Origin of the sequence: Pseudomonas sp. OV226, assembly GCF_003148705.1 — a bacterium.
Classification (GTDB): Bacteria; Pseudomonadota; Gammaproteobacteria; order Pseudomonadales; family Pseudomonadaceae; genus Aquipseudomonas.
Genome location: NZ_QGGS01000004.1, coordinates 304221 through 326333 on the forward strand (window position 1 = coordinate 304221; position 22113 = coordinate 326333).

22 protein-coding genes are annotated in these 22113 nt (G+C 59.9%); 8 read left to right on the top strand and 14 right to left on the bottom strand.

From position 1 onward, the window contains the following. Positions 1-108 precede the first annotated feature (108 nt). Positions 109-765 carry an HAD family hydrolase gene (locus C7534_RS09960; protein WP_109785662.1) on the top strand — a complete coding sequence of 219 codons (657 nt, stop codon included), beginning with the start codon at positions 109-111 and terminating at the stop codon, positions 763-765. Positions 766-883: 118 nt separating this feature from the next. Here C7534_RS09960 and C7534_RS09965 read toward each other — a convergent pair whose 3' ends face one another. Beyond that, positions 884-1309, bottom strand: coding sequence for a DUF2269 domain-containing protein (locus tag C7534_RS09965; protein WP_109785663.1), 426 nt, complete (start codon positions 1307-1309; stop codon positions 884-886). A 39-nt stretch (positions 1310-1348) separates the two neighbouring features. Next, positions 1349-2863: a threonine ammonia-lyase, biosynthetic gene (gene ilvA, locus C7534_RS09970; protein WP_046032312.1), complete on the bottom strand. Its 1515-nt coding sequence runs from the start codon at positions 2861-2863 to the stop codon at positions 1349-1351. A 145-nt stretch (positions 2864-3008) separates the two neighbouring features. Here ilvA and rpiA point away from each other — a divergent pair, with 145 nt between their 5' ends. Beyond that, a complete protein-coding gene (rpiA, locus tag C7534_RS09975) occupies positions 3009-3683 on the top strand; it encodes a ribose-5-phosphate isomerase RpiA (RefSeq protein WP_046032311.1) in 675 nt (224 codons plus the stop codon). A 170-nt stretch (positions 3684-3853) separates the two neighbouring features. Here the strand turns inward: rpiA and C7534_RS09980 are convergent, their stop codons facing one another. The 4 genes from C7534_RS09980 to C7534_RS09995 all read right to left on the bottom strand — a co-directional run bounded on the left by C7534_RS09980 (position 3854) and on the right by C7534_RS09995 (position 8156). Next, positions 3854-4771 (bottom strand): SdiA-regulated domain-containing protein, encoded by a 918-nt coding sequence (locus C7534_RS09980; protein WP_109785664.1) that lies wholly within the window; start codon positions 4769-4771, stop codon positions 3854-3856. Positions 4772-4874: 103 nt separating this feature from the next. After that, a complete protein-coding gene (locus C7534_RS09985) occupies positions 4875-5801 on the bottom strand; it encodes an SdiA-regulated domain-containing protein (protein WP_046032309.1) in 927 nt (308 codons plus the stop codon). A 258-nt stretch (positions 5802-6059) separates the two neighbouring features. Then, positions 6060-6725 (bottom strand): fumarylacetoacetate hydrolase family protein, encoded by a 666-nt coding sequence (locus tag C7534_RS09990; protein ID WP_046032308.1) that lies wholly within the window; start codon positions 6723-6725, stop codon positions 6060-6062. Positions 6726-6761: 36 nt separating this feature from the next. Further along, the gene (locus C7534_RS09995; protein WP_046032307.1) at positions 6762-8156 is read right to left on the bottom strand and encodes an FAD-binding oxidoreductase; all 1395 of its coding nucleotides are present in this window, start codon (positions 8154-8156) and stop codon (positions 6762-6764) included. Between the two features lie 204 nt (positions 8157-8360). Here C7534_RS09995 and serA point away from each other — a divergent pair, with 204 nt between their 5' ends. Next, a complete protein-coding gene (gene serA, locus C7534_RS10005) occupies positions 8361-9590 on the top strand; it encodes a phosphoglycerate dehydrogenase (protein ID WP_046032306.1) in 1230 nt (409 codons plus the stop codon). Between the two features lie 75 nt (positions 9591-9665). Here the strand turns inward: serA and C7534_RS10010 are convergent, their stop codons facing one another. After that, positions 9666-10091, bottom strand: a complete 426-nt coding sequence (locus C7534_RS10010; protein WP_109785665.1) for a DUF4399 domain-containing protein — start codon at positions 10089-10091, stop codon at positions 9666-9668. Between the two features lie 135 nt (positions 10092-10226). Here C7534_RS10010 and C7534_RS10015 point away from each other — a divergent pair, with 135 nt between their 5' ends. Continuing rightward, positions 10227-10811, top strand: a complete 585-nt coding sequence (locus C7534_RS10015) for a transporter substrate-binding domain-containing protein (RefSeq protein ID WP_109785666.1) — start codon at positions 10227-10229, stop codon at positions 10809-10811. 63 nt (positions 10812-10874) lie between these two features. On the opposite strand, the gene C7534_RS10020 is transcribed toward C7534_RS10015, so the two are convergent. Together C7534_RS10020 and C7534_RS10025 are read right to left on the bottom strand one after the other, a co-directional pair. Next, the gene (locus tag C7534_RS10020; RefSeq protein WP_109785667.1) at positions 10875-11360 is read right to left on the bottom strand and encodes a DUF523 domain-containing protein; all 486 of its coding nucleotides are present in this window, start codon (positions 11358-11360) and stop codon (positions 10875-10877) included. Positions 11361-11362: 2 nt separating this feature from the next. Then, on the bottom strand, positions 11363-11995 hold the full coding sequence (locus tag C7534_RS10025; protein WP_046032302.1) for a 2OG-Fe(II) oxygenase: 633 nt from the start codon (positions 11993-11995) through the stop codon (positions 11363-11365). 108 nt (positions 11996-12103) lie between these two features. Between C7534_RS10025 and C7534_RS10030 the strand changes: the two genes are divergently transcribed. After that, positions 12104-12856, top strand: coding sequence for a DUF2059 domain-containing protein (locus tag C7534_RS10030; RefSeq protein WP_046032301.1), 753 nt, complete (start codon positions 12104-12106; stop codon positions 12854-12856). Positions 12857-12902: 46 nt separating this feature from the next. Here the strand turns inward: C7534_RS10030 and C7534_RS10035 are convergent, their stop codons facing one another. Next, positions 12903-13850 (bottom strand): alpha/beta hydrolase, encoded by a 948-nt coding sequence (locus C7534_RS10035; RefSeq protein ID WP_109785668.1) that lies wholly within the window; start codon positions 13848-13850, stop codon positions 12903-12905. A gap of 97 nt (positions 13851-13947) precedes the next feature. Between C7534_RS10035 and C7534_RS10040 the strand changes: the two genes are divergently transcribed. Both C7534_RS10040 and C7534_RS10045 read left to right on the top strand, forming a co-directional pair. Beyond that, the gene (locus tag C7534_RS10040; protein WP_109785669.1) at positions 13948-14526 is read left to right on the top strand and encodes a DUF6436 domain-containing protein; all 579 of its coding nucleotides are present in this window, start codon (positions 13948-13950) and stop codon (positions 14524-14526) included. Positions 14527-14629: 103 nt separating this feature from the next. Continuing rightward, positions 14630-17041 carry a penicillin acylase family protein gene (locus C7534_RS10045; protein WP_109785670.1) on the top strand — a complete coding sequence of 804 codons (2412 nt, stop codon included), beginning with the start codon at positions 14630-14632 and terminating at the stop codon, positions 17039-17041. Between the two features lie 135 nt (positions 17042-17176). On the opposite strand, the gene C7534_RS10050 is transcribed toward C7534_RS10045, so the two are convergent. Continuing rightward, on the bottom strand, positions 17177-18142 hold the full coding sequence (locus C7534_RS10050; RefSeq protein WP_109785671.1) for a GlxA family transcriptional regulator: 966 nt from the start codon (positions 18140-18142) through the stop codon (positions 17177-17179). Between the two features lie 261 nt (positions 18143-18403). Between C7534_RS10050 and C7534_RS10055 the strand changes: the two genes are divergently transcribed. Continuing rightward, positions 18404-19045 carry an HD domain-containing protein gene (locus tag C7534_RS10055; protein WP_109785672.1) on the top strand — a complete coding sequence of 214 codons (642 nt, stop codon included), beginning with the start codon at positions 18404-18406 and terminating at the stop codon, positions 19043-19045. 63 nt (positions 19046-19108) lie between these two features. Here C7534_RS10055 and C7534_RS10060 read toward each other — a convergent pair whose 3' ends face one another. The 3 genes from C7534_RS10060 to C7534_RS10070 are packed head-to-tail and all read right to left on the bottom strand — an operon-like array spanning position 19109 to position 22055. Next, complete coding sequence (locus C7534_RS10060) at positions 19109-19999, bottom strand: ABC transporter permease subunit (RefSeq protein ID WP_046032295.1); 891 nt, start codon at positions 19997-19999, stop codon at positions 19109-19111. Further along, entirely contained in the window at positions 19996-20877 is an 882-nt protein-coding gene (locus C7534_RS10065) for an ABC transporter permease subunit (protein WP_175649027.1), read from the bottom strand. Before C7534_RS10065 ends, C7534_RS10060 begins: the two co-directional genes overlap by 4 nt. A 35-nt stretch (positions 20878-20912) precedes the next feature. Next, positions 20913-22055 carry an ABC transporter ATP-binding protein gene (locus C7534_RS10070; protein WP_046032293.1) on the bottom strand — a complete coding sequence of 381 codons (1143 nt, stop codon included), beginning with the start codon at positions 22053-22055 and terminating at the stop codon, positions 20913-20915. Positions 22056-22113 lie beyond the last annotated feature (58 nt).

Below are 22113 nucleotides of genomic sequence, written 5' to 3' on the forward strand. Positions count from 1 at the left end.
TCCACAAAGGTTGTGAAGGCAGCAACGAGCCGGCCAACCTTATGTGCACTCTTGTGAAAAGTCCGTATTCTGGGCGCCTTTCTACAGACTTTTCAGCGAGTAACTGCAATGCGCCTGGCTTTATTCGACTTGGACAACACTCTTCTGGGCGGCGACAGTGACCACGCCTGGGGCGATTACCTGTGCGAACGCGGCTTCCTCGACGCCGTCGCCTACAAGACTCGCAACGACGAGTTCTATCAGGATTACCTGGCCGGCAAGCTGGATAACGCCGCCTACCTGAACTTCTGCCTGGAAGTCCTCGGCCGCACCGAGATGACCGTGCTCGATCAGTGGCACAGCGACTACATGCGCGACTGCATCGAACCGATCATGTTGCCCAAGGCCCTCGAACTGCTGGCCAAGCACCGCGACGCCGGCGACAAACTGGTGATCATCACCGCGACCAACCGCTTCGTCACCGGGCCGATTGCCCAGCGCCTGGGCGTTGAAACCTTGATCGCCACCGAGTGCGAGATGGTCGATGGCCGCTACACCGGGCGCAGTACCGACGTACCGTGCTTCCGTGAAGGCAAGGTAACGCGCTTGAATCGTTGGCTGGACGAGACCGGGCATTCACTGGAAGGCAGCTACTTCTATAGCGACTCGATGAATGATTTGCCGTTGCTGGAGCAGGTAACCCACCCGATCGCGGTTGATCCTGATCCGAATCTGCGTGCCGAAGCCCAGAAGCGTGGCTGGCCGGTGATCAGTCTGCGCCTCTGATTACATCTGTAGCAGCTGCCGAGGCACGAGGCTGCGTTGCGGTCCGCAGGGCCGTCCTCAAGGGCAGCTTCGCAGCCCATCGCAGCCTCGTACCTCGGCAGCTGCTACAGAGACTGCCTTAGATGGGTTTGGCTCCCATCAACCCCGCAATGGCCACAAAACAGACAAAACTGAACAACGCCAACGCAAAGGTAAATTTACCGACGCTACCCGGCGCCTTGCGCAGTTTGTTCAGCCGCACCAGCAACCAGAACCACGCCAGCGCCGCCACGGTGTACAGCACGCTGGAGGCCAGCAACCACGTCTGCCCCAGCGGCCAACCCACCAGATGCACCATGCACCAGCCTGTAACCGGCATGCTCAGCAGCGCCAGGCCCATCAGCAGCCAGACAAACACCCTTGGCCGTTGCAAGGTGCGGCTTCCCGCCGTCGCGTCACCCTTGCGCCGCGCAAGTAAAACCCAGACGCCCAGGCCCAGTGCGCTGATCAGCAACACAACCGTTGCGACCATGTGCGCCGCTTTCAGGGCAGATAACGTTTCCATTGTTCGATTTCCTTATGGCCTGCCCATCAGCGTAGCCGTTCAGCCCAGAAACAGCTTATAGGCCGGGTTGTCGCTTTCATCCCAGTACGGGTAACCGATTTCTTCCAGCGCGGCCGGCACCAGATGACGTTCGTCGTGCGGTACTTGCAGGCCCGCGACTACTCGGCCGTCCGCCGCACCATGGTTGCGGTAGTGGAACATCGAGATGTTCCAGCGCCCGCCCAACTTGTTGAGGAAATTGAACAACGCCCCCGGACGCTCCGGGAATTCGAAGCGCAGGATCACTTCATCAACAACGTGGGCCGCTCGACCGCCGACCATGTGGCGAATGTGCAGCTTGGCCAGTTCGTTGTCGGTCAGGTCCAGCACCGGGAAGCCCTGTTCGCCGAGGCTGGCAATCAGCGCACTGCGCGGGTCGGTTTCCGGGTGCGTCTGCACGCCAACGAAGATGTGCGCTTCGCTGCCAGTGTTGTAGCGGTAATTGAATTCGGTGATCTGGCGTTTGCCGATGGCTTCGCAAAACGCCTTGAAGCTGCCCGGTTTCTCGGGGATGGTCACGGCGATGATTGCTTCACGACCTTCGCCCAGCTCGGCGCGTTCGGCGACATGGCGCAAGCGGTCGAAGTTGACGTTAGCGCCGGAGTCGATGGCCACGAAGGTCTGGCCGCTGACACCGCGCTGCTCGACATACTTCTTGATCCCGGCCACGCCCAGCGCGCCCGCAGGCTCGGTGATCGAGCGGGTATCGTCGTAGATATCCTTGATTGCCGCACAGATCTCGTCGGTGCTGACGGTGATCACTTCATCGACATAGTCTTTGCAGATGTCGAAGGTGTGCTGGCCGATCTGTGCCACCGCAACGCCGTCGGCGAAGAGGCCCACGGTCGGCAATACCACGCGCTCACCCGCCGCCATGGCGGCTTGCAGGCAGTTGGAATCGTCCGGTTCGACGCCGATGACTTTGATGTCCGGGCGCAGGTACTTCACGTACGCCGCAATGCCGGCGATAAGCCCGCCACCGCCCACCGGAACGAAGATCGCGTCCAGTGGCTGCGGGTGCTGACGCAGAATCTCCATGGCCACGGTGCCCTGCCCGGCAATAGTGTGGGGATCGTCGTAAGGATGGATGTAGACGTAGCCTTTTTCGTCGACCAGTTTCAGCGAGTAGGCCAGGGCTTCCGGGAACGAATCCCCGTGCAGCACCACTTTGCCGCCGCGCGAACGCACGCCTTCGACTTTGATTTCCGGGGTGGTCTTGGGCATGACGATGGTGGCTTTGACGCCCAGCACTTTCGCCGCCAGGGCCAGGCCTTGCGCATGGTTACCCGCCGAAGCCGTCACGACGCCGCGCGCACGCTCTTCGTCGCTCAACTGGGTCAGCTTGTTGTAAGCGCCGCGAATCTTGAACGAGAACACCGGCTGCAAGTCTTCACGCTTGAGCCAGATCGTGTTGCCCAGCCGCTCGGTGAGCTGGCGGGCTGTCTGCAATGGGGTTTCTACGGCAACGTCATAAACGCGCGAGGTGAGGATCTTTTTGACGTACTGTTCGAGCATCGGAAAGCATCACTGAGCGGGTTGGGCAGGACCACGGAGTCTAACCCGGCTTTCAGCTGTACGACCACACGAATACAGCGGTTTTAGCCCCGCTTAGGGCTATAATGCCGGCCTTTCGTTCCCTCCCCGGCATCTCGGAGCCCGCATGAACCAGGATCAACTCAAACAGGCAGTGGCTCAGGCCGCCGTCGACTTCATCCTCCCGAAACTCGACGACAAGAGCATCGTCGGGGTCGGCACCGGCTCCACCGCCAACTGCTTCATCGATGCCCTGGCCAAGCACAAAGGTGCGTTCGACGGCGCTGTTGCCAGCTCCGAAGCCACCGCCGCCCGCCTCAAGGGCCACGGAATTCCGGTGTATGAGCTGAACACGGTCAGCGACCTGGAGTTTTACGTCGACGGCGCCGATGAAAGCGATGAGCACCTGAACCTGATCAAGGGCGGTGGCGCGGCCCTGACCCGCGAGAAGATCGTGGCGGCCGTGGCCAAGACGTTCATCTGCATCGCCGACGCCAGCAAACTGGTGCCAGTGCTCGGCGCGTTCCCGCTGCCGGTCGAAGTCATCCCGATGGCCCGCAGCCACGTGGCCCGCGAACTGGTGAAACTGGGCGGCGACCCGGTTTACCGCGAAGGCGTGCTGACCGACAACGGCAACATCATCCTTGATGTGTTCAACATGCAGATCACCAACCCGGTAGAACTGGAACGTCAGATCAACGCCATTGTTGGCGTGGTCACCAATGGTTTGTTCGCGGCACGCCCGGCGGACTTGCTGTTGCTGGGCACCAGCGAAGGCGTGAAAACCCTGCGCGCCGAGTAAGCCATTTACAACGCAAAACCTGTAGGAGCCGAGCTTGCTCGCGATAGCGGTGCATCATTCAACATCTCTGTCGACTGATGCACCGCTATCGCGAGCAAGCTCGGCTCCTACAGTGTTTTGTGGCACACACACAATCTGTGCATGTCTCCCACAGTGGTTTTGGGGTGTTTTTAGGGTTGCGCTGGTTTTTTGAAGACGTAGAACAGATTGGGCTCGCTGACGAGGTACATCGTACCCTCGTCATCCATCGCGATGCCTTCCGCTTGCGGCACGGTTTTTTGCAAACCCTGGCGCCCCTTGATCAATGACAGGGTGCTCAGCGGTCGCCCATCCACATCCAGCTCCAGAATCAAGTGCGACTCGTCAGACAGCGCCAACAGATGACCGCTGCGCTCGTCGTATTGCAAGCTCGACAAGTCCCGCACGAACATCCCTGCATCGCGCTTGGGGTTGTTCACCACGTGCACGGCGTAGGATTTCTCCGGGTTGTAATGCGCAAAGCCCTGCACTTCGTAGATCAGCATCGGGTCGCGCTCCTTGGCGACGAACAGGCGCTTGCCCACCGAATCGTACGCCAACCCTTCAAACCCCTTGTTACTGCCCATGTGCACGCCAAGGACCATCTGTTCGGCATCCGCCCCGTCGAGGAAAGTGGTGTCCTGCTCCAGATGAATCTTGATCAGCCGCTGCTGGCTCTCATCGGTGATCACGTAGGTGTCGGCGCTGATGAACTCCACCGCTTCCGGGTCGCCGAAGCCAATCAACGCCACCCGCCGCAGGACCTTGCCCTCAAGCGACAGCTCGATCAGCTCAGAGTTTTTGTTGGTCACCGTGAACAGGCTTTTGCGCACCGGATCAAACGTCAGCGCCGAGACGTTATCGTCCAGACCGTCGATCACCCGTGCTTCGATTTCCACCCGGTATTGATCCAGGCCGATGGATTCGCTGCTCTGCGGCTGCCAAAGGGTCTGCAGGTTGAACCAGCCACGCTCGAACAAGCGCATGTATTGGCCGATCGCAACCAGCGCGATCAGGGCAATCACCGTCAGGATCAGGACAAGGGGTTTGGGACGGGCAAGTCGTTGCATTCAGGCCAGCTCGAAAACAAAACGGGCGGATGAAATATCACGCCCGTATGAATTCAAGCTTAATGGCCCGTAGCCTGCGACCACAACTGCGGGTTTGCGGCGCTTATTTCTGCTTTTCGAAGCGGTAGAACAGGTTCGGCTCACTCACCATGTACAAGGTGCCCGCTTCGTCCATGGTCACGCCTTCGGCCCGGGGAATGGTGTTCTTCAGGCCGTTGAAGCCACGCAGCAGCGTAATGAAACTGACCTGTTCACCCTTCTTGTCCAGCTCCAGCAACAGGTGCGAATCGGCGGACAGCACCAGCATGTGGCCGGTCCGCGGGTCGATGGCCAGTGCCGACAGGTTGCGCATATCCAGCGCATGACTGGCCAGTTTCAGCTTGTCACCGGTCAGGACCTTGCCGTCACCTTTCCAGGTAAACAAGGCCGGCGGACGCTCTTCGCCCAGCACCAGTTGCTGATTGCGCGGATCCCAGGTGACACCCTCGAAGGCCTTGTTCTGGTCTTTGGAAGGGCCGAGGTCGTATTTCGGGAAGTCGGCGATGTTCAGTTCGCGGGTGTCGGCGTCAACCTTGACGATAGCGATCAGATGCTCGCGCTCATCGACAATGGCCAACCGACCATCGCCCAGCACGGTGACGCCTTCAGGGTTGCTCCAGCCGACCAACGGCATTTTGCGCAACACATCGCCCTGCAGGTTCAATTCGACCAAGAACGGGTTCTTGCCCATGACCGAAAACAGGGTCTTGGTCTGGGGATCGTAAGACAGGTCCGATGCTTCGTCCTTTTCCATGCCCGGCAACGGCTTGGCATCGATCACTGCCCGGTAGTCCGGAAGCCAGATACTGGCCTGGCGCTCGGCCGGGCTCTTGAATTGCTCTTTCACCCAGAGCACGCCTCGCGCATCCCAATGCATGGCAAAGGCGACGCCGTAGGCGACAACGGCCACCAACAGTAGCCAGGTATACCAACGCAGCGCGAAGCGCGAGCGGCGGGCAGGTTTAAACGTGGAAAGCGGAGGAGTGGCCATCGGGGAATGCGTTCCAGAAATTCAGGCTAGGGGTAATAGCACAATTGGGGCCGGCTCAGACGCCGAACGCCCCGGAATTATCCAGAGAACATGTGAAAAAATCGGCAAATGACAGGAAGGCCCTACGGCGGCCAACCACAAAACCCTTGTAGGAGCCGAGCTTGCTCGCGATAGCGGTCGTTCATTCAACATCCAGGTTGAATGTGCTGACGCCATCGCGAGCAAGCTCGGCTCCTACGGGGGTTTGCGGTGTTTGGGTTAGCGAACGCTGCTGGTGAAGCGGCTCGCGCCAGGCAGTTCCAGGACGATCTCGTCACCGACATTCAGCGGACCAACGCCCACTGGCGTGCCGGTCAGGATCACGTCACCGGCCTGCAGCGAAAAGCAACCGGCCATGTGCTGGATCATCGGCACGATCGGGTTGAGCATTGCGCTGCTGTTGCCGTCCTGGCGCACTTCGCCATTGATGGTCAGGCGGATGCCGATGTCGGCCAGGTCCGCAAAGGTACTGCCGGACACGAACGGCGCGATCACCGCCGCGCCATCGAAGGACTTGGCGATTTCCCAAGGCAGGCCCTTGGATTTCAGCTCGGCCTGTTTGTCGCGCAGCGTCAGGTCCAGGGCCGGCGCGAAACCGGAGATGGCGTCCAGCACTTCCTCACGGCTCGGCTTGGTCGACAACGACTTGCCGATCAATACAGCGATTTCCGCCTCGTAATGCACCGAGCCACGCTCGGTCGGAATGCTGAAACCGCCGTCCAGCGGCACCACGCAACTGCCCGGTTTGATGAACAGCAACGGCTCGGTAGGCACCGGGTTGTCCAGTTCCTTGGCGTGTTCGGCATAGTTACGGCCAATGCACACCACTTTCCCCAGCGGGAAGTGAATACGCGTGCCGTCGACATACTGGTGCTGATAGCTCATTACCGACTCCTGATTCGTGCTCTTAACGTTCGAAAATCAAACAGCGAAGATCTTGCCCGGGTTCATGATGCCGTTCGGGTCGAACACCGCTTTGACGGCTTTCATGTACTCGATCTCAACCGGCGAGCGGCTGTAGGTCAAGTAATCACGCTTGGTCATGCCCACGCCGTGCTCGGCGGAGATCGAGCCGTTGTACTTCTCGACGGTTTCGAACACCCACTTGTTGACGGTTGCGCACTTGGCGAAGAACTCGTCCTTGCTCAGGTTATCCGGCTTGAGGATGTTCAAGTGCAGGTTGCCGTCGCCAATGTGGCCGAACCAGACGATTTCGAAGTCCGGGTAGTGTTCGCCGACGATCGCGTCGATTTCCTTCAGGAACGCCGGGACTTTCGACACAGTGACCGAAATGTCGTTTTTGTACGGCGTCCAGTGGGAAATGGTTTCGGAGATGTATTCGCGCAGCTTCCACAGGTTCTGCAGCTGGGTTTCGCTCTGGCTCATCACGCCGTCCAGTACCCAGCCCTGCTCGACGCAGTGCTCGAAGGTTTCCAGGGCGTGGTTGGCCACTTCTTCGGTGGTCGCTTCGAATTCGAGCAACGCGTAGAACGGGCAATCAGTTTCGAAAGGCGCCGGCACATCGCCGCGGCCCATGACTTTGGCCAGCGCTTTATCGGAGAAGAATTCGAAGGCCGTCAGGTCGAGCTTGCTTTGGAACGCGTGCAATACCGGCATGATCGCGTCGAAATCGGCAGTACCGAGGACCATCGCGGTCAGGTTTTTCGGCGCACGGTCCAGGCGCATGGTCGCTTCGACCACAAAACCCAGGGTGCCTTCAGCGCCGATGAACAGCTGGCGCATGTCGTAGCCAGTGGCGTTCTTGATCAGGTCGCGGTTCAGCTCCAGCACATCACCCTTGCCGGTCACGACTTTCATGCCGGCTACCCAGTTACGGGTCATGCCATAGCGAATGACCTTGATCCCGCCGGCATTGGTGCCGATATTGCCGCCAATTTGGCTGGAACCTGCCGAAGCGAAGTCCACCGGGTAGTACAGGCCTTTTTCTTCGGCGACGTTCTGCAAATGCTCAGTGACCACGCCTGGCTGACATACGGCCGTGCGGTCAGTGAGGTTCACGTCAAGAATCTGGTTCATATAGTCGAAGGACACAACGACTTCGCCATTGGCCGCCACGGCAGCGGCAGACAACCCGGTACGACCACCGGACGGCACCAGCGCCACCTTGTGTTTATTGGCCCACAGGACAATGGCCTGGACCTGTTCGGTGGTCTTGGGAAACACGATGGCCGTCGGGGCCGGGGCGAAATGCTTGGTCCAATCCTTACCATAAGCATTCAGGGAGTCGGCATCGGTCAGCACCTTGCCAGGCTCAACCAGGGTCTTCAGCTCATCAATCAGGGCAGGATTGGTCATCGACAGAACTCTCGAACAATTCATGGTCATCCTGAGAACGCTTCACGTCGCAGGAATGAGTGTTTAGCGGGGCGCCTATGCTAGCATATCGACCCCGCAGGATAGTGCCCAACGGCTGTTCTGCGGCGACGGCTTTCTTGCCGTCCGGGTCAGCATCTGTTGACCATTTCCTGCCATTTTTCTCCGGGATACAGGTTTACGCAGATGAGCAAGACTTCTCTCGATAAGAGCAAGATCAAGTTCCTTCTTCTCGAAGGCGTCCACCAATCGGCTGTCGACGTCCTCAAGGCGGCGGGCTACACCAGCATTGAGTACCTCACCGGTTCTCTGCCGGAAGCCCAGCTGAAGGAAAAGATTGCTGATGCGCACTTCATCGGCATTCGCTCCCGCACGCAACTGACCGAAGAGATCTTCGATCACGCGAAGAAGCTCGTGGCTGTAGGGTGTTTCTGCATCGGCACCAATCAGGTTGACCTGAACGCGGCTCGCGAACGCGGCATCGCGGTGTTCAACGCACCGTACTCCAACACTCGCTCCGTAGCCGAGCTGGTGCTGGCCGAAGCGATCCTGTTGCTGCGCGGCATCCCTGAGAAGAACGCTTCCTGCCACCGTGGCGGCTGGATCAAGAGCGCGGCCAACTCCTTCGAAATCCGCGGCAAGAAGCTGGGTATCGTCGGTTACGGTTCGATCGGTACGCAACTGTCGGTCCTGGCTGAAGGCCTGGGCATGCAGGTGTACTTCTACGACACCATCACCAAGCTGCCGTTGGGCAACGCCACTCAGGTAGGCAACCTGCACGAGCTGCTGGCGATGTCCGACATCGTCTCGCTGCACGTTCCGGAAACCGCCGCCACCCAGTGGATGATGGGCGAGAAGGAAATCCGCGCGATCAAGAAAGGCGGCATCCTGATCAACGCCGCTCGCGGCACCGTGGTCGAGCTGGACCACCTGGCTGCCGCCATCAAGGACAAGCACCTGATCGGCGCGGCCATCGACGTGTTCCCGGTGGAGCCTCGCTCCAACGACGAAGAGTTCGAAAGCCCGCTGCGCGGCCTGGACAATGTGATCCTGACCCCGCACATCGGTGGCTCCACCGCTGAAGCCCAGGCCAACATCGGCCTGGAAGTGGCAGAGAAACTGGTCAAGTACAGCGACAACGGTACGTCGGTATCGTCCGTGAACTTCCCGGAAGTGGCCCTGCCGGCTCACCCTGGCAAGCACCGTCTGCTGCACATCCACGAAAACATTCCGGGCGTGCTCAGCGAGATCAACAAGGTTTTCGCCGAAAACGGCATCAACATCTCCGGTCAGTTCCTGCAGACCAACGAGAAAGTCGGCTACGTGGTAATCGACGTCGACGCCGAGTACTCGGACCTGGCGCAAGAGAAGCTGCAGCACATCAACGGCACCATTCGTTGCCGCGTGTTGTTCTGATAGCGACTTGAGCGACAAAAAAAGGAGACCTAGTGGTCTCCTTTTTCATGGGCGCGGTTCTTTATACCGAGCAGGTTACTTCACGTTGACGGTGATCTTTTTCGACACGATCGGCGGATCGAACGGTATGTGGTTGCTGTCGCCCAGTTCCAGCTGCAAGGTGTGCTTGCCCGGCGTCAGCGTTATTTCAGCCTGGGTCTCGGCTTTGCCGAAATGTTTGTGGTTGTCATCTTTGGGGATCGCCGCACCGGCGGCTGGCAGTTCATCGACATCGATCAGCAAGTGGTGATGGCCGGTGTTCTTGGTGGTATCACCCGCAGGCGCCAGCGCAACGTTCTCGACCGCGAACTTGACGACGACAGTCTGCGGCACCGTCGCCCCGTCTTCAGGAGAAACGATGGATACTTCAGCCCCCTTGGGCGCCGGTGTAGCAGCACTGGCCAACACCGAAACACCCATCAGCAGGCCAGCCAAAGCAGCACGTGACATAAAGGTTTTCATTCTCTTCTCCTGTTTTTCCGTAAAATCCGCGTGACCAATACAACTTCATGGTCAATCGTTGTCGAAGGCACTCGACAACCATAGCAAAGCGAACCTGAACCAGAGGGTCGCGATAATAAATTCAAAGGAGTGACCATGCGCTTTTTGCCTGGCCTGATCTGTCTGCTACCCCTTTTGAGCCCTTTGGCTCATGCCGAACTGATTGACGACGTGAACGACCGCGGCGAACTGCGCATCGCTCTTGAAGCGAATACACCGCCCTTCAACTTCAAGGATGAAGGCAAGCTCACCGGCTTCGAAGTCGAGCTGGGTCAACTGCTGGCCAACGAGCTCGATGTACGGGCCGACTTCGTCGTCACCGATTCGGGCGATCTGCTGACTGGCGTTGAAAGCGGCAAGTACGACATCGCCATCAATCACATTACAGTGACCTCGGCGCTCTCGGATCGTTTCGATTTCAGCGAACCTTACGTTCAAACCACCACGCAATTGATCGCGCAGAAAGAAGAACCGCGCTCAATGTTGCTGGTGCAGTCGTTGACTGATGCGAAACCGAAAGCCGCCGCACCCGTGAGCCTGGCGATTCCGTTTCAGAAAGGTAACCCGGCGTTTCACGCCAGCCTGGAAAACGCGCTGCAACGGATCAAGGACGATGGCCGGATGGCGGCGCTGGAGAAGAAGTGGTTTACGGCGGATGCGAGTGTGTCGCCCAAGCCCTGACAGAGGGTAAATGACTAACCCCTGCAAGAGTGAGCCTGCTCGCGCCTACAAAGGGGGGGGGTGTCAGTCGAGAGAGCTCAGTGCGGCATCAGCTTGCGGCAACTCCAGCTCGCTGAAGACTTGCACGCCATGGCGCTTGAGCAGCGCCGCCGTCACACCCTCGCCACTGACCTTTACGCCGCTGAACGTCCCGTCATACGTCAGCAAATTCCCGCAGGACGGGCTGTTGGCCTTGAGCACAGCGATGCGGATGCCATGCTGTTGCACCAGTGCCAGCGCCTGATACGCCCCCGACAGAAACTCGGCACTGACATCCGCGCCTTCGGTGGTGATCACACTGGCGTGGCCATCAAGCACTTCACCGCCCTGCCCGCCCGGGATTTCCGCCGCGGCCCGCGGCGTCGGCAAACCGCCGGCCACCTCGGGGCACAGCGGTACGACCCGGCCCTCATCCAGCCATTGCTGAAGCTGATCAAATGGCCCACTCGCCCCGCCGTCGTAACGAACGCGATGGCCCAGCAGGCAGCGGCTTACCAGAATCTTTTGCATGATCAGAACGGCTCGTTACCCCGACGCCGGAACCAGCCGGTCAACGACAGGCGATCCCGGGTGGCGGGCAGGACTTCGTGGGGCACTTCGCCCGAGAGGAAGACCACCAGGCAACCGCCGATAGGTTGCACGTCGTAGGCGCGGTCGTCGTCGAGGTACATGCGCAACTGACCACCGTGTTCAGGCAGCCAGCCGTCATTGAGATACACCACGGCCGACACCATGCGCCGGTCGTCATCGCGGAAACGGTCGACGTGTTTGAGGTAAAACGCGCCGGGTGGGTACATCGCGAAGTGGCTTTCGAAATCTTCCAGCCCCAGGAACAAGCCGCGGTTCAGTGCTTCACGCAGGCTGTCCATCAACGCCAGGTAGCTGTCGCAGGCTTCGGCCTGGCCCGGATCGATCCACTGGATGTGGTCACCACGAATCCCCTCGCGAACTTCCGATGACGGGCCTCGGCCCACGGCGGCCGGGGCCAGTTCACCCTCGGCTGCACGTTTACGGCACTCAGCCGCCAACGCCCGGGTCAGATCCAGAGGCAGGAAAATATTCTGCTGCGACCAGCCATGTGCAGCCAGGTCATCAACGATACGTAACAGCAGCGGGTGATCAGAGGGTATTTGCATGCCGCGCATAGTATTCCTGTGCTTGAAAATCCGACAGAGCCACGCAGCGGGTTGATACGAATTCTCGACAAGTACGGGTGCCACACGGAGAATAGTCGCCTGCCGACAGGAGTCCCTATGCGCCGTTTGCTTTTTTCACTGTTGATGCTCTGTGCTTTGCCCGCTTGGGCAGACGGCCACGACCAGTTGTATAAAGTCGCCGGCTGGCCAGACCAACGTGCGCATTTCAACGACGCGCTCACGGCCGCACAACAACGCTACGAAAGCAGCCTGCCACCGGCCGTGTTTCAGGCGCTGGTGAATAACAGCAATCAGCGTTTCGCTCCCCAGTCCGTCGATCAGCGTGCCGAAGCGCAATTGCGCAAGAGCCTCGCTGATCCCAAACCGGCATTGGCCTTCTTTCAATCGCCCTTGGGCAAAAAAGTCGTAGCCGCCGAACTGCTGGCCACCCGTCGTGATCAACTGGCAAAAAACGCCAAGGGCCTGCCCAAGGTTCAGGCCAGCGATAGCCGTCAATTGATCATCGGCCACCTGGCCCAGGCCCTGCCCGCTCGCGAGGCGGGCGCTGAAGTGAGCCTGGCCATTGCCGGTGTCGCGGCCGACAGCCTGAGTTCAATGATTCCCGGCCTGTTGGGCGGTGGTCAGGCGCAGATGATGTTGAACGGTCAGCGTCAGCGTTTGATGGAACAGATCGGCAGCGACCTGAACAACACGCTGCTCTACGTGTATCGCGACCTGTCGGATGACGAACTGGAAGAATTCGCCACGTTTGCCGAGTCCACCGAGGGCCAGGCCTATTACCAGGCCGCACTGGCGGCAATTCGGGCGGGGTTGGCGGTGGGGCAGAATACTTCGAACCTCAGCCAATGATTTTTGCTGTCTGATCGACTTGCCCGCGATGGGGCCAAAACGGCCGCTATGAATTCCGGCCTTTGATCCGCTTGGTCAAAAACCCGAAATACTCCTGCCGCAACACCAGCGTCTCATTCGCCAGATGATGCCGCGCCTCTGGCAACATCAACACCTGAGGCCGGTCGAACTTGGCCTTCAACACCCCAAGGTTATGCTCCCAATCCACCGTCATGTCTGCCTGCCCCTGCACGATCAGCGGCCTGCGCGGGCTGTTGGGTGCGGCTTCGATCTGCTTGATCCAGCGCGCCAATGCCCCCACCCAGGCCGTGGGCAGGCGTAACGGCTGCAAAGGATCAGCCTGCAGGAACGGCAAGAAATCAGGATCGTTGGAGTTCTCGCTGAAGCGCCGGGCGATGGCTTTGACGAAAGGCTTGAGCAGGTAATAACTGAGTTTGGACCAACCCCAGGCGCGAGGCCTGACCAGGGGTGACAACAGAATCACCTGCCCTTGAGCGGGACTGTTAGAGCCTTGATTGAGTACATGATCAATCACGATCGCCCCACCCGTGCTTTGCCCGCACAGGTGCCACGGCTGCGGCAGATCGATGGACAAGGCCTCGGCGAACAACCCTTCTAGCGTGTGCTGATACTCGGCGAATGCCTTGATGCTCGCCCGCTCGCCACTGGACAGACCATGCCCCGGCAGGTCGCAGGCGATTACGGCAAACCCCTGGTCCAGCGCCCACTCGATCACATGGCGGTAGAGTCCGGTGTGATCGTAGAAACCGTGGAACATGAACAACGTCGCCTTCGCCCGCTCCGGCCACCAGAACTGGCTGACCAATTCATAGCCATCGACCTCGAAACGCCCCAGCCCCCCACGCAGCGTACGCCCCGGAAAATCCAGGCCATAAAAACGCTGATACGCCATGGCCTCGGTCGACAACGGCTGCCCTTCGGCCAATGGCCGCAGGCTGGCGCGTAAATGATCGGGGGCAAACGTCGCTGACATGAACGATTCCAGAGCGGTAAACAGACTTTATAGGCCTGCGATATTCATCTGTCGCGGCAAGCATGGCAAGCTAGCCGACCTTCGAGGATTGAAACCCATGCGCCCGGCCTATCGCACCACACTGCTTGCCAGCCTGCTCGCCCTCGTGTGCGCCGGCATCCTGTGGGCCGCGTATGACTGGTTTCAAGGACGCTACTTGCGAGCCTTCAGCGAACACACCGCGGTATTTTCCGGTGACCCGCTGCGCCTGCCCGACGACCTCGCCGGCCCCGGCGCCATCCGGCTGGTGCACTTCTGGGACCCGGCCTGCCCGTGCAACGTCGGCAATCAACAACACCTGAGCGAACTGGTCGAGCGCTATGTACCGCAGGGCGTCGAGTTTTATGCAGTGCAAAAACCCGGCAGCCATGGCCAGTTACCCGCCACACTGAGCAGCCTGAAAACCATTACCGTCCTGCCGGGCTCCGAACAGATTCCCGCCAGCCCGGCCGTGGCGATCTGGGACCGCAACGGCAAACTGGCCTACTTCGGCCCGTACAGCGAAGGCCTGACCTGCAATTCGAACAACAGCTTCATCGAACCCATTCTGCAAGCACTGAGCGAAGGTCGCGCGGTGAACGCTACCCATACGCTGGCCATCGGTTGTTACTGCCCATGGCCCGTTGAAGTGAAGTAAGGCATTCCTGACTTTTGCAGGACCGCGATGCCCGCCACGGAAGGTCTGTGCTACATGTTGGCAGCCCACACGGGCGGCAAACCTATAAGAACAAGGAGTCACCATGAAACGCGTCCTGACCGTACTTGCCTTGCTGATTGTCGTGCTCGCCATCGGAGTCGGCGGGTATGTGTACAGCAAACAGCCGTCGCGTCAGGGCCTGGTCGAACTGCAAGGCCTGCAAGGTTCGGTGACCGTGCGTTACGACGAGCGTGGCGTGCCGCATATCCGCGCGGAAAACGAAGCCGACCTCTACCGCACCCTCGGCTATGTGCAAGCCCAGGACCGCTTGTTCCAGATGGAAGCCATGCGGCGCCTGGCCCGGGGTGAACTGGCCGAAATCCTCGGCCCGAAACTGATCGAGACCGACAAACTCTTCCGCAGCCTGCGCATTCGTGAGCGGGCCGACAGCTACGTGGCGTCGCTGGATCGGCAGTCGCCGGCATGGAAGGCGCTGGAAGCGTACCTGGATGGCATCAATCAATATCAGGACACTCACGCCGCACCCGCCGAGTTCGACGTGCTGGGCATCCACAAGCGTCCGTTCACGGCGCAAGACAGCATCAGCGTCGCCGGCTACATGGCATACAGCTTTGCCGCGGCGTTCCGCACCGAACCTTTGCTGACGTTCGTGCGCGACCAATTGGGCGCCGACTACCTGAACATCTTCGACCTCGACTGGCAGCCCAAAGGCGTATTGGCCAAGGGGCATTCCAAACCTGCCCTGACACTGACAGCCAGTGACTGGAAAGACCTGAACGCCCTCGCCCGCCTGAGCGAACAAGCGCTGGCCGACAATGGCCTGCCCCAATTCGAAGGCAGCAACGCCTGGGTGATTTCCGGCAACCGCACCAAAAGCGCCAAACCGCTGCTGGCGGGCGACCCGCATATTCGCTTTTCAGTGCCCGCAGTCTGGTACGAGGCACAACTCTCGGCGCCGGGCTTTGAGCTGTACGGCCACCATCAGGCCTTGGTGCCGTTTGCCTTTCTCGGCCACAACCTGGACTTCGGCTGGAGCCTGACCATGTTCCAGAACGACGATCTGGACCTGATCGCCGAGAAGATCAACCCGGACAACCCTAACCAGGTCTGGTATCGCGGCAAGTGGGTGGACATGGTCAACACCGAACAGAAAATTGCCGTGAAGGGCCAGGAGCCGGTCACGCTGACCCTGCGTCAATCGCCCCATGGCCCGATCATCAATGATGCACTCGGCACCGCGGCAGGCAAGACGCCGGTGGCCATGTGGTGGGCGTTCCTTGAAACGCCAAACCCGATTCTCGAAGGTTTCTACCAGCTCAACCGCGCCGACACGCTGGCCAAGGCACGCGCCGCCGCCGCCAAGGTTCAGGCGCCGGGGTTGAACATTGTCTACGCCAACGCCAAGGGCGACATCGGCTGGTGGGCGGCGGCTCTGCTGCCCAAACGCCCGACCGGGGTGAAACCCGGCTTCATCCTCGACGGCAGCACCAATCAGGCGGACAAGGACGGCTTTTACCCGTTCAGCGCCAACCCGCAGGAAGAGAACCCGCCACGCGGCTATATCGTCTCAGCCAACTTCCAGCCGCTATCGCCGACCGGCATGGAGATCCCCGGTTACTACAACCTTGCCGATCGCGGCCAGCAGCTCAATCGCCAGCTCAGTGACAAGAACGTGAAGTGGGACATCGACGCCAGCCAGAAGCTGCAACTGGGCACCACCACGGCTTACGGCCCGCGTCTATTGGCGCCGTTGTTGCCGGTACTGCGTGAAGTCGTCAGCGATCCCGCCGAACTGAAACTGGTGGAACAACTGGCGCAGTGGAAAGGCGATTACCCGCTGGATTCGACCAGCGCGACGCTGTTCAACCAGTTCCTGTTCAACCTGGCTGACGCGACGATGCACGATGAACTGGGCAATGATTTCTTCGACACTTTGCTCTCGACCCGGGTGATCGACGCCGCGCTGCCACGTCTGGCCGCTACGCCTGATTCGCCGTGGTGGGACAACCGCAACACCCTCGGCAAGGAAACCCGCGCCGATACGGTCAAGGTGGCCTGGCAAGCGAGCATCACCCACCTCAAGACAACGCTGGGTGCGGATTCGGCTCAATGGCAGTGGGGCAAGGCGCACACCCTGACGCACGGCCATCCACTGGGCATGCAGAAGCCGTTGGACCTTATCTACAACGTCGGGCCGTTTGCGGCACCCGGCACGCATGAAGTGCCGAACAACCTCTCGGCCAAAATCGGCCCGGCGCCGTGGCCGGTGACTTACGGCCCGTCGACGCGACGCCTGGTCGACTTTGCCGACCCGGCCCACAGCCTGACCATCAACCCGGTCGGCCAGAGTGGTGTGCCGTTCGACAGCCACTACGATGACCAGGCGGAGGCGTATGTCGAAGGGGTTTATTACGAGGCGCACTTCAACGATGAAGAAGTCACGGCCAATACGCGCAGCACGTTGAAGTTCTTGCCGGCGCGGGCTGCGCCGTAGATTTTTGTTGTTTCGGCTGCCGTCATCGCGGGCAAGCCCGCTCCCACAAGTGACTGAGTTGTCCGCTCGAACGCGGTCCAATGTGGGAGCGGGCTTGCCCGCGATGAGGCCCTCACAAACGACAGAAATGCCTGCTCAAACCATCGCAGAAAAATTCAGCCGGAACTGCTGTGGCGTTACCCCCAATCGGCGGTTGAACACGCTGCGCATGTGCTGGGCATCGCGAAACCCACATTGGTAGGCCACGGTTTTCAGTGGCGAATGGGTGCTTTCCAACAGCACCCGCGCCGCGTCCACCCTCGCCTGTTCGACAAATTCCGCCGGGGTGATTTTGGCTTCCTTGGCAAACACACGGGAAAAGTTGCGGGTGCTCATGTTGGCCGCATTCGCCAGGTCAGCGAGGGTCAGGTCGCCGGTGAGGTTCGCCAGCACGTAGAGCTGAACCAGCGCCACCGCCGACGTGGGTTCGGCGTGGGGCGTGAGGAACGGGCTGAACTGCGATTGCCCGCCTGAGCGCTGCGTGAATACCACCAGACGCTTGGCCACGTGCAGCGCGACTTCCGGCCCGTGATCCCTGGCCAGCAGGTACAACGACAGATCAATCCCCGCCGTGACCCCGGCCGAGGTGTAGAGCTCGCCGTCCTGCACGTACAAGCGATCCGCCTCGACCCGGGTCGACGGGCACAACTGTGCCAACGCGGCAGCATCGCTCCAATGGGTGGTCACGGTCCGCCCATCAAGCAGGCCGGCCCGCGCCAGCATGAACGCGCCATTGCAGATCGAACCAAAACGTTGCGCCCGCCCGCAGGCACCACGCAACCAGGCATCGAACACCGCACCGAAATCCAGGAATGGTAATTGCGGGCCGCCGGCCACCAGCAGCAGGTCATACGCCTCAAGCGCGTCGCTGAAATGCCGGTGAGCATTGAGCGACAAACCGTTGGAACACGGCATCATCCCATGCTCGACACCGATCACCTCCAACCGGTAATGGTCTTGCGGTTCGAGGAAGCGGTTGGCCTCGCAAAACACATCCATGGGACCGGTAACGTCCAGGGACTGAACCCCGGCAAAAACCACGATGGCTACGGTTTTACTCATGGCGGGAAACGCCCTCAATACTTTGATTACACCGCAAGACCTGTAGCAGCTGCCGAGCCTGCGAGGCAGCTGCTACAGGCGCCGTTTGTGATTCGATTATCTGCATCAAACTTAGCCAATCCACGCGCAACAAGCGAGGTTGGCGCGATATGCAGGTTCATTGGCAAGGATCGCAGCCATGGATCGATTGTCCGGTTTTGGGTGACGCAACAGACTTGTTCCATCAGCGCCGCCACGGCGTTGCCCACGAGGACAGCACCCATGAGCAGCATCATTGCCGGTATCAACATTCCCGACAGCGCATTGGCCAAGGCCACCACCGAATACATCCGCGATGTCGAGTCCGACTTGCTGTATCACCACTCGCGCCGGGTGTTTCTGTTCGGTGCGTTGAGCGGTGAACGCAAGCAACTGGCCTACGATCCGGAGTTGCTGTACGTCGGCGCGATGTTCCATGACCTGGGCCTGGTGGAAGGACATCGCAGCGATGACGAACGTTTTGAAGTCGACAGCGCCAATGCCGCCAAGGCATTCCTCAAGCCTTACGGGTTGAGCGACGACGATATCGAGCAAGTCTGGCTGTCGATTGCGCTGCACACCACACCGGGTGTGCCGCAACACTTGCGCCCGAATGTGGCGCTGGTGACCGCCGGGGTTGAAATGGATGTGCTGGGCATCGACTACGCGGCGTTTTCCACCGTGCAGCGTGAGGCGGTGGTGCATGCGCATCCACGGGGTGAAGGCTTCAAGGAATGCATCCTGTGTGCGTTCGCCAACGGCTTCAAACACAAGCCGGATACCACGTTCGGCACGGTGAACGCCGATGTGCTGGTCGACAGCGAGGCGGGGTTCAAGCCGATGAACTTTGTCGAGATCATCCGCAAATCCCCTTGGTTGGCATGAAGCCACAGGGGATTTGGGTTACTGATCGTTCCCACGCTCTGCGTGGGAACGATCATCCGTAGATCAAGCCGCTTCCGGCGCCTGCGCGCGGCGTACGTCCGGTTGCTTCCAGGAGTCGGCAGCGCCTTCTTCGATGGCCTGCTGAATCGCACGCTTGCGGCTCTCTTCGGCACGACGGCTGAAGAACCAGACCAGGAACGTCATCAGCGATACCGCCAGCAAAATCAGGCTGGCCACGGCGTTGATCTCCGGTTTCACGCCCAGACGCACCGCCGAGAACACTTCCATTGGCAGGGTCGTGGAACCCGGCCCCGAGACGAAGCTCGCCAGCACCAGGTCATCCAGCGACAGCGCGAAAGACATCATGCCGCCTGCTCCCAACGAGGGCGCGATCATCGGGATGGTGATCAGGAAGAACACCTTCCACGGCCGCGCACCAAGGTCCATGGCCGCCTCTTCGATGGACAAGTCCAACTCACGCAAACGCGCCGACACCACCACCGCCACATACGCCGCACAGAACGTAGTGTGGGCGATCCAGATAGTGACGATGCCGCGTTCCTGTGGCCAACCGATCATCTGCGCCATGGCCACGAACAGCAGCAACAGCGACAGACCGGTGATGACTTCGGGCATCACCAGCGGTGCGGTGACCAGGCCACCGAACAGCGTGCGACCTTTGAAGCGGGTGATACGGGTCAGGACGAACGCGGCCAATGTACCCAGCGCCACCGCCGCCACCGCCGTGTAGCAGGCGATTTCCAGCGAGCGCACCACCGAGCCCATCAACTGAGTGTTGTCCATCAACCCGACGTACCATTTGATCGACCAGCCGCCCCACACCGTCACCAGTTTTGAGGCGTTGAACGAGTAGATCACCAGGATCAGCATCGGCGCGTAGATGAACAGCAAACCCAGCACCAGCATCAAGCTTGAGAATCTGAAGCGCTTCATTCTTTGCCCTCCATTTCTTTGGCCTGACTGCGGTTGAACAGGATGATCGGCACAATCAGGATCGCCAGCATCACCACCGCCAGGGCTGACGCCACGGGCCAGTCACGGTTGTTGAAGAACTCTTGCCAAAGCACTTTACCGATCATCAGGGTTTCCGGGCCGCCGAGCAGTTCCGGGATCACGAACTCGCCCACCACCGGAATGAACACCAGCATGCAGCCAGCGACGATGCCGTTCTTGGACAGCGGAATGGTGATTTTCCAGAAGCTGTTGAAGGTGCTAGAACCCAGATCGGATGCGGCTTCCAGCAGGCTGTGGTCGTGCTTCACCAGGTTGGCGTAGAGCGGCAGGATCATGAATGGCAGATAGGAGTAAACGACACCAATATAGACGGCGAGGTTGGTGTTGAGGATCTGCAGCGGTTCGCTGATCCAGCCCATGCTCATCAGGAAACCATTGAGCAGACCGTTGTTGCTGAGGATGCCCATCCACGCGTAAACGCGGATCAGGATGGCGGTCCAGGTCGGCATCATGATCAGCAGCACGAGGACCGTTTGCAGCTCTTTACGGGCACTGGCAATGGCGTAGGCCATCGGGTACCCGATCAGCAAACAGAGGACGGTGCTGATCAGCGCCATCTTCAACGAGCCGAGGTAAGCGGCGATGTACAACTCGTCGCCCGCCAGCATGGCGTAGTTGCCGAGGTTGAGCAGCACCTGCAGCTTCTGGTCGACGAAGTTGTAGATTTCGGTGTACGGCGGAATGGCCACATCGGCTTCGGCGAAGCTGATCTTCAAGACGATGAAGAACGGCAGCATGAAGAACATGAACAGCCAGATGAACGGAACCCCGATGACCAGCTGACGGCCACCGGGAATTATTCGATTGAGGCGGCGTTTGAATTTGCGCATGTTCATGAGCGAAGTACCACGCCGCTGTCGTCTTCCCAATACACGTAAACCTGGTCACCCCAGGTTGGGCGCTGACCACGGCGCTCGGCGTTGGCGACGAACGACTGGACGATCTTGCCGCTTGGCAGTTCGACGTAGAACACCGAGTGCCCGCCGAGGTAGGCGATGTCGTGCACTTTGCCGCTGGACCAGTTGTATTCGCAGGTCGGCTGCGTCGGCGTCACCAGCAGTTTTTCCGGACGGATCGCGTAGGTCACGGATTTGTCCTGCACCGAGGTACTGATGCCGTGGCCCACGTAGATCTGGCGATCCAGGTCCTTGCAGGTAATGGTCGCGTGACCTTCGGCGTCGTCGATCACTTCACCGTCGAAGATGTTGACGTTGCCGATGAATTCGCAGACCAGGCGACTGGTCGGGGTTTCGTAGATGTCGATCGGGCTGCCGATCTGGGCAATCCAGCCCAGGTGCATGATCGCGATGCGCTCGGCCATGGTCATGGCCTCTTCCTGGTCGTGGGTCACCATGACGCAGGTTACGCCGACGCGCTCGATGATCTCCACCAGCTCCAGTTGCATCTGCGAACGCAGCTTTTTATCCAGGGCGCCCATTGGCTCGTCGAGCAGCAACAGCTTCGGTCGCTTGGCCAGCGAGCGCGCCAGTGCCACACGCTGACGCTGGCCACCGGACAACTGATGCGGCTTGCGCTTGGCGTACTGGCTCATCTGCACGAGTTTGAGCATGTCGGCCACGCGCGCATCGACTTCGGCGGCAGGCAGCTTGTCCTGCTTGAGGCCGAAGGCGATGTTCTGCGCCACGGTCATGTGCGGGAACAAGGCGTAGGACTGGAACATCATGTTGATCGGCCGCTCGTACGGCGGCATGTCAGTGATGTCTACGCCGTCGAGGAAAATGCGCCCCTCCGTTGGCCGTTCGAAGCCAGCGAGCATGCGCAGCAACGTGGACTTGCCCGATCCCGAACCGCCGAGCAGGGCGAAAATTTCGCCTTTCTTGATTTCCAGGGACACATCGTCCACGGCAATCGTCTCGTCGAACTTTTTCGTGACCCGGTCGATTTTGACCAGCACCTGTTTAGGTGACTGGTCGCCCTCGAGGGCTTTCTTATAGGCGCCGGAGGCAACTGCCATTTACGAAACTCCCAGAAAAAAAGAGTGCAGTTCGCTCAAGGTGAGCCAACCTTGGATA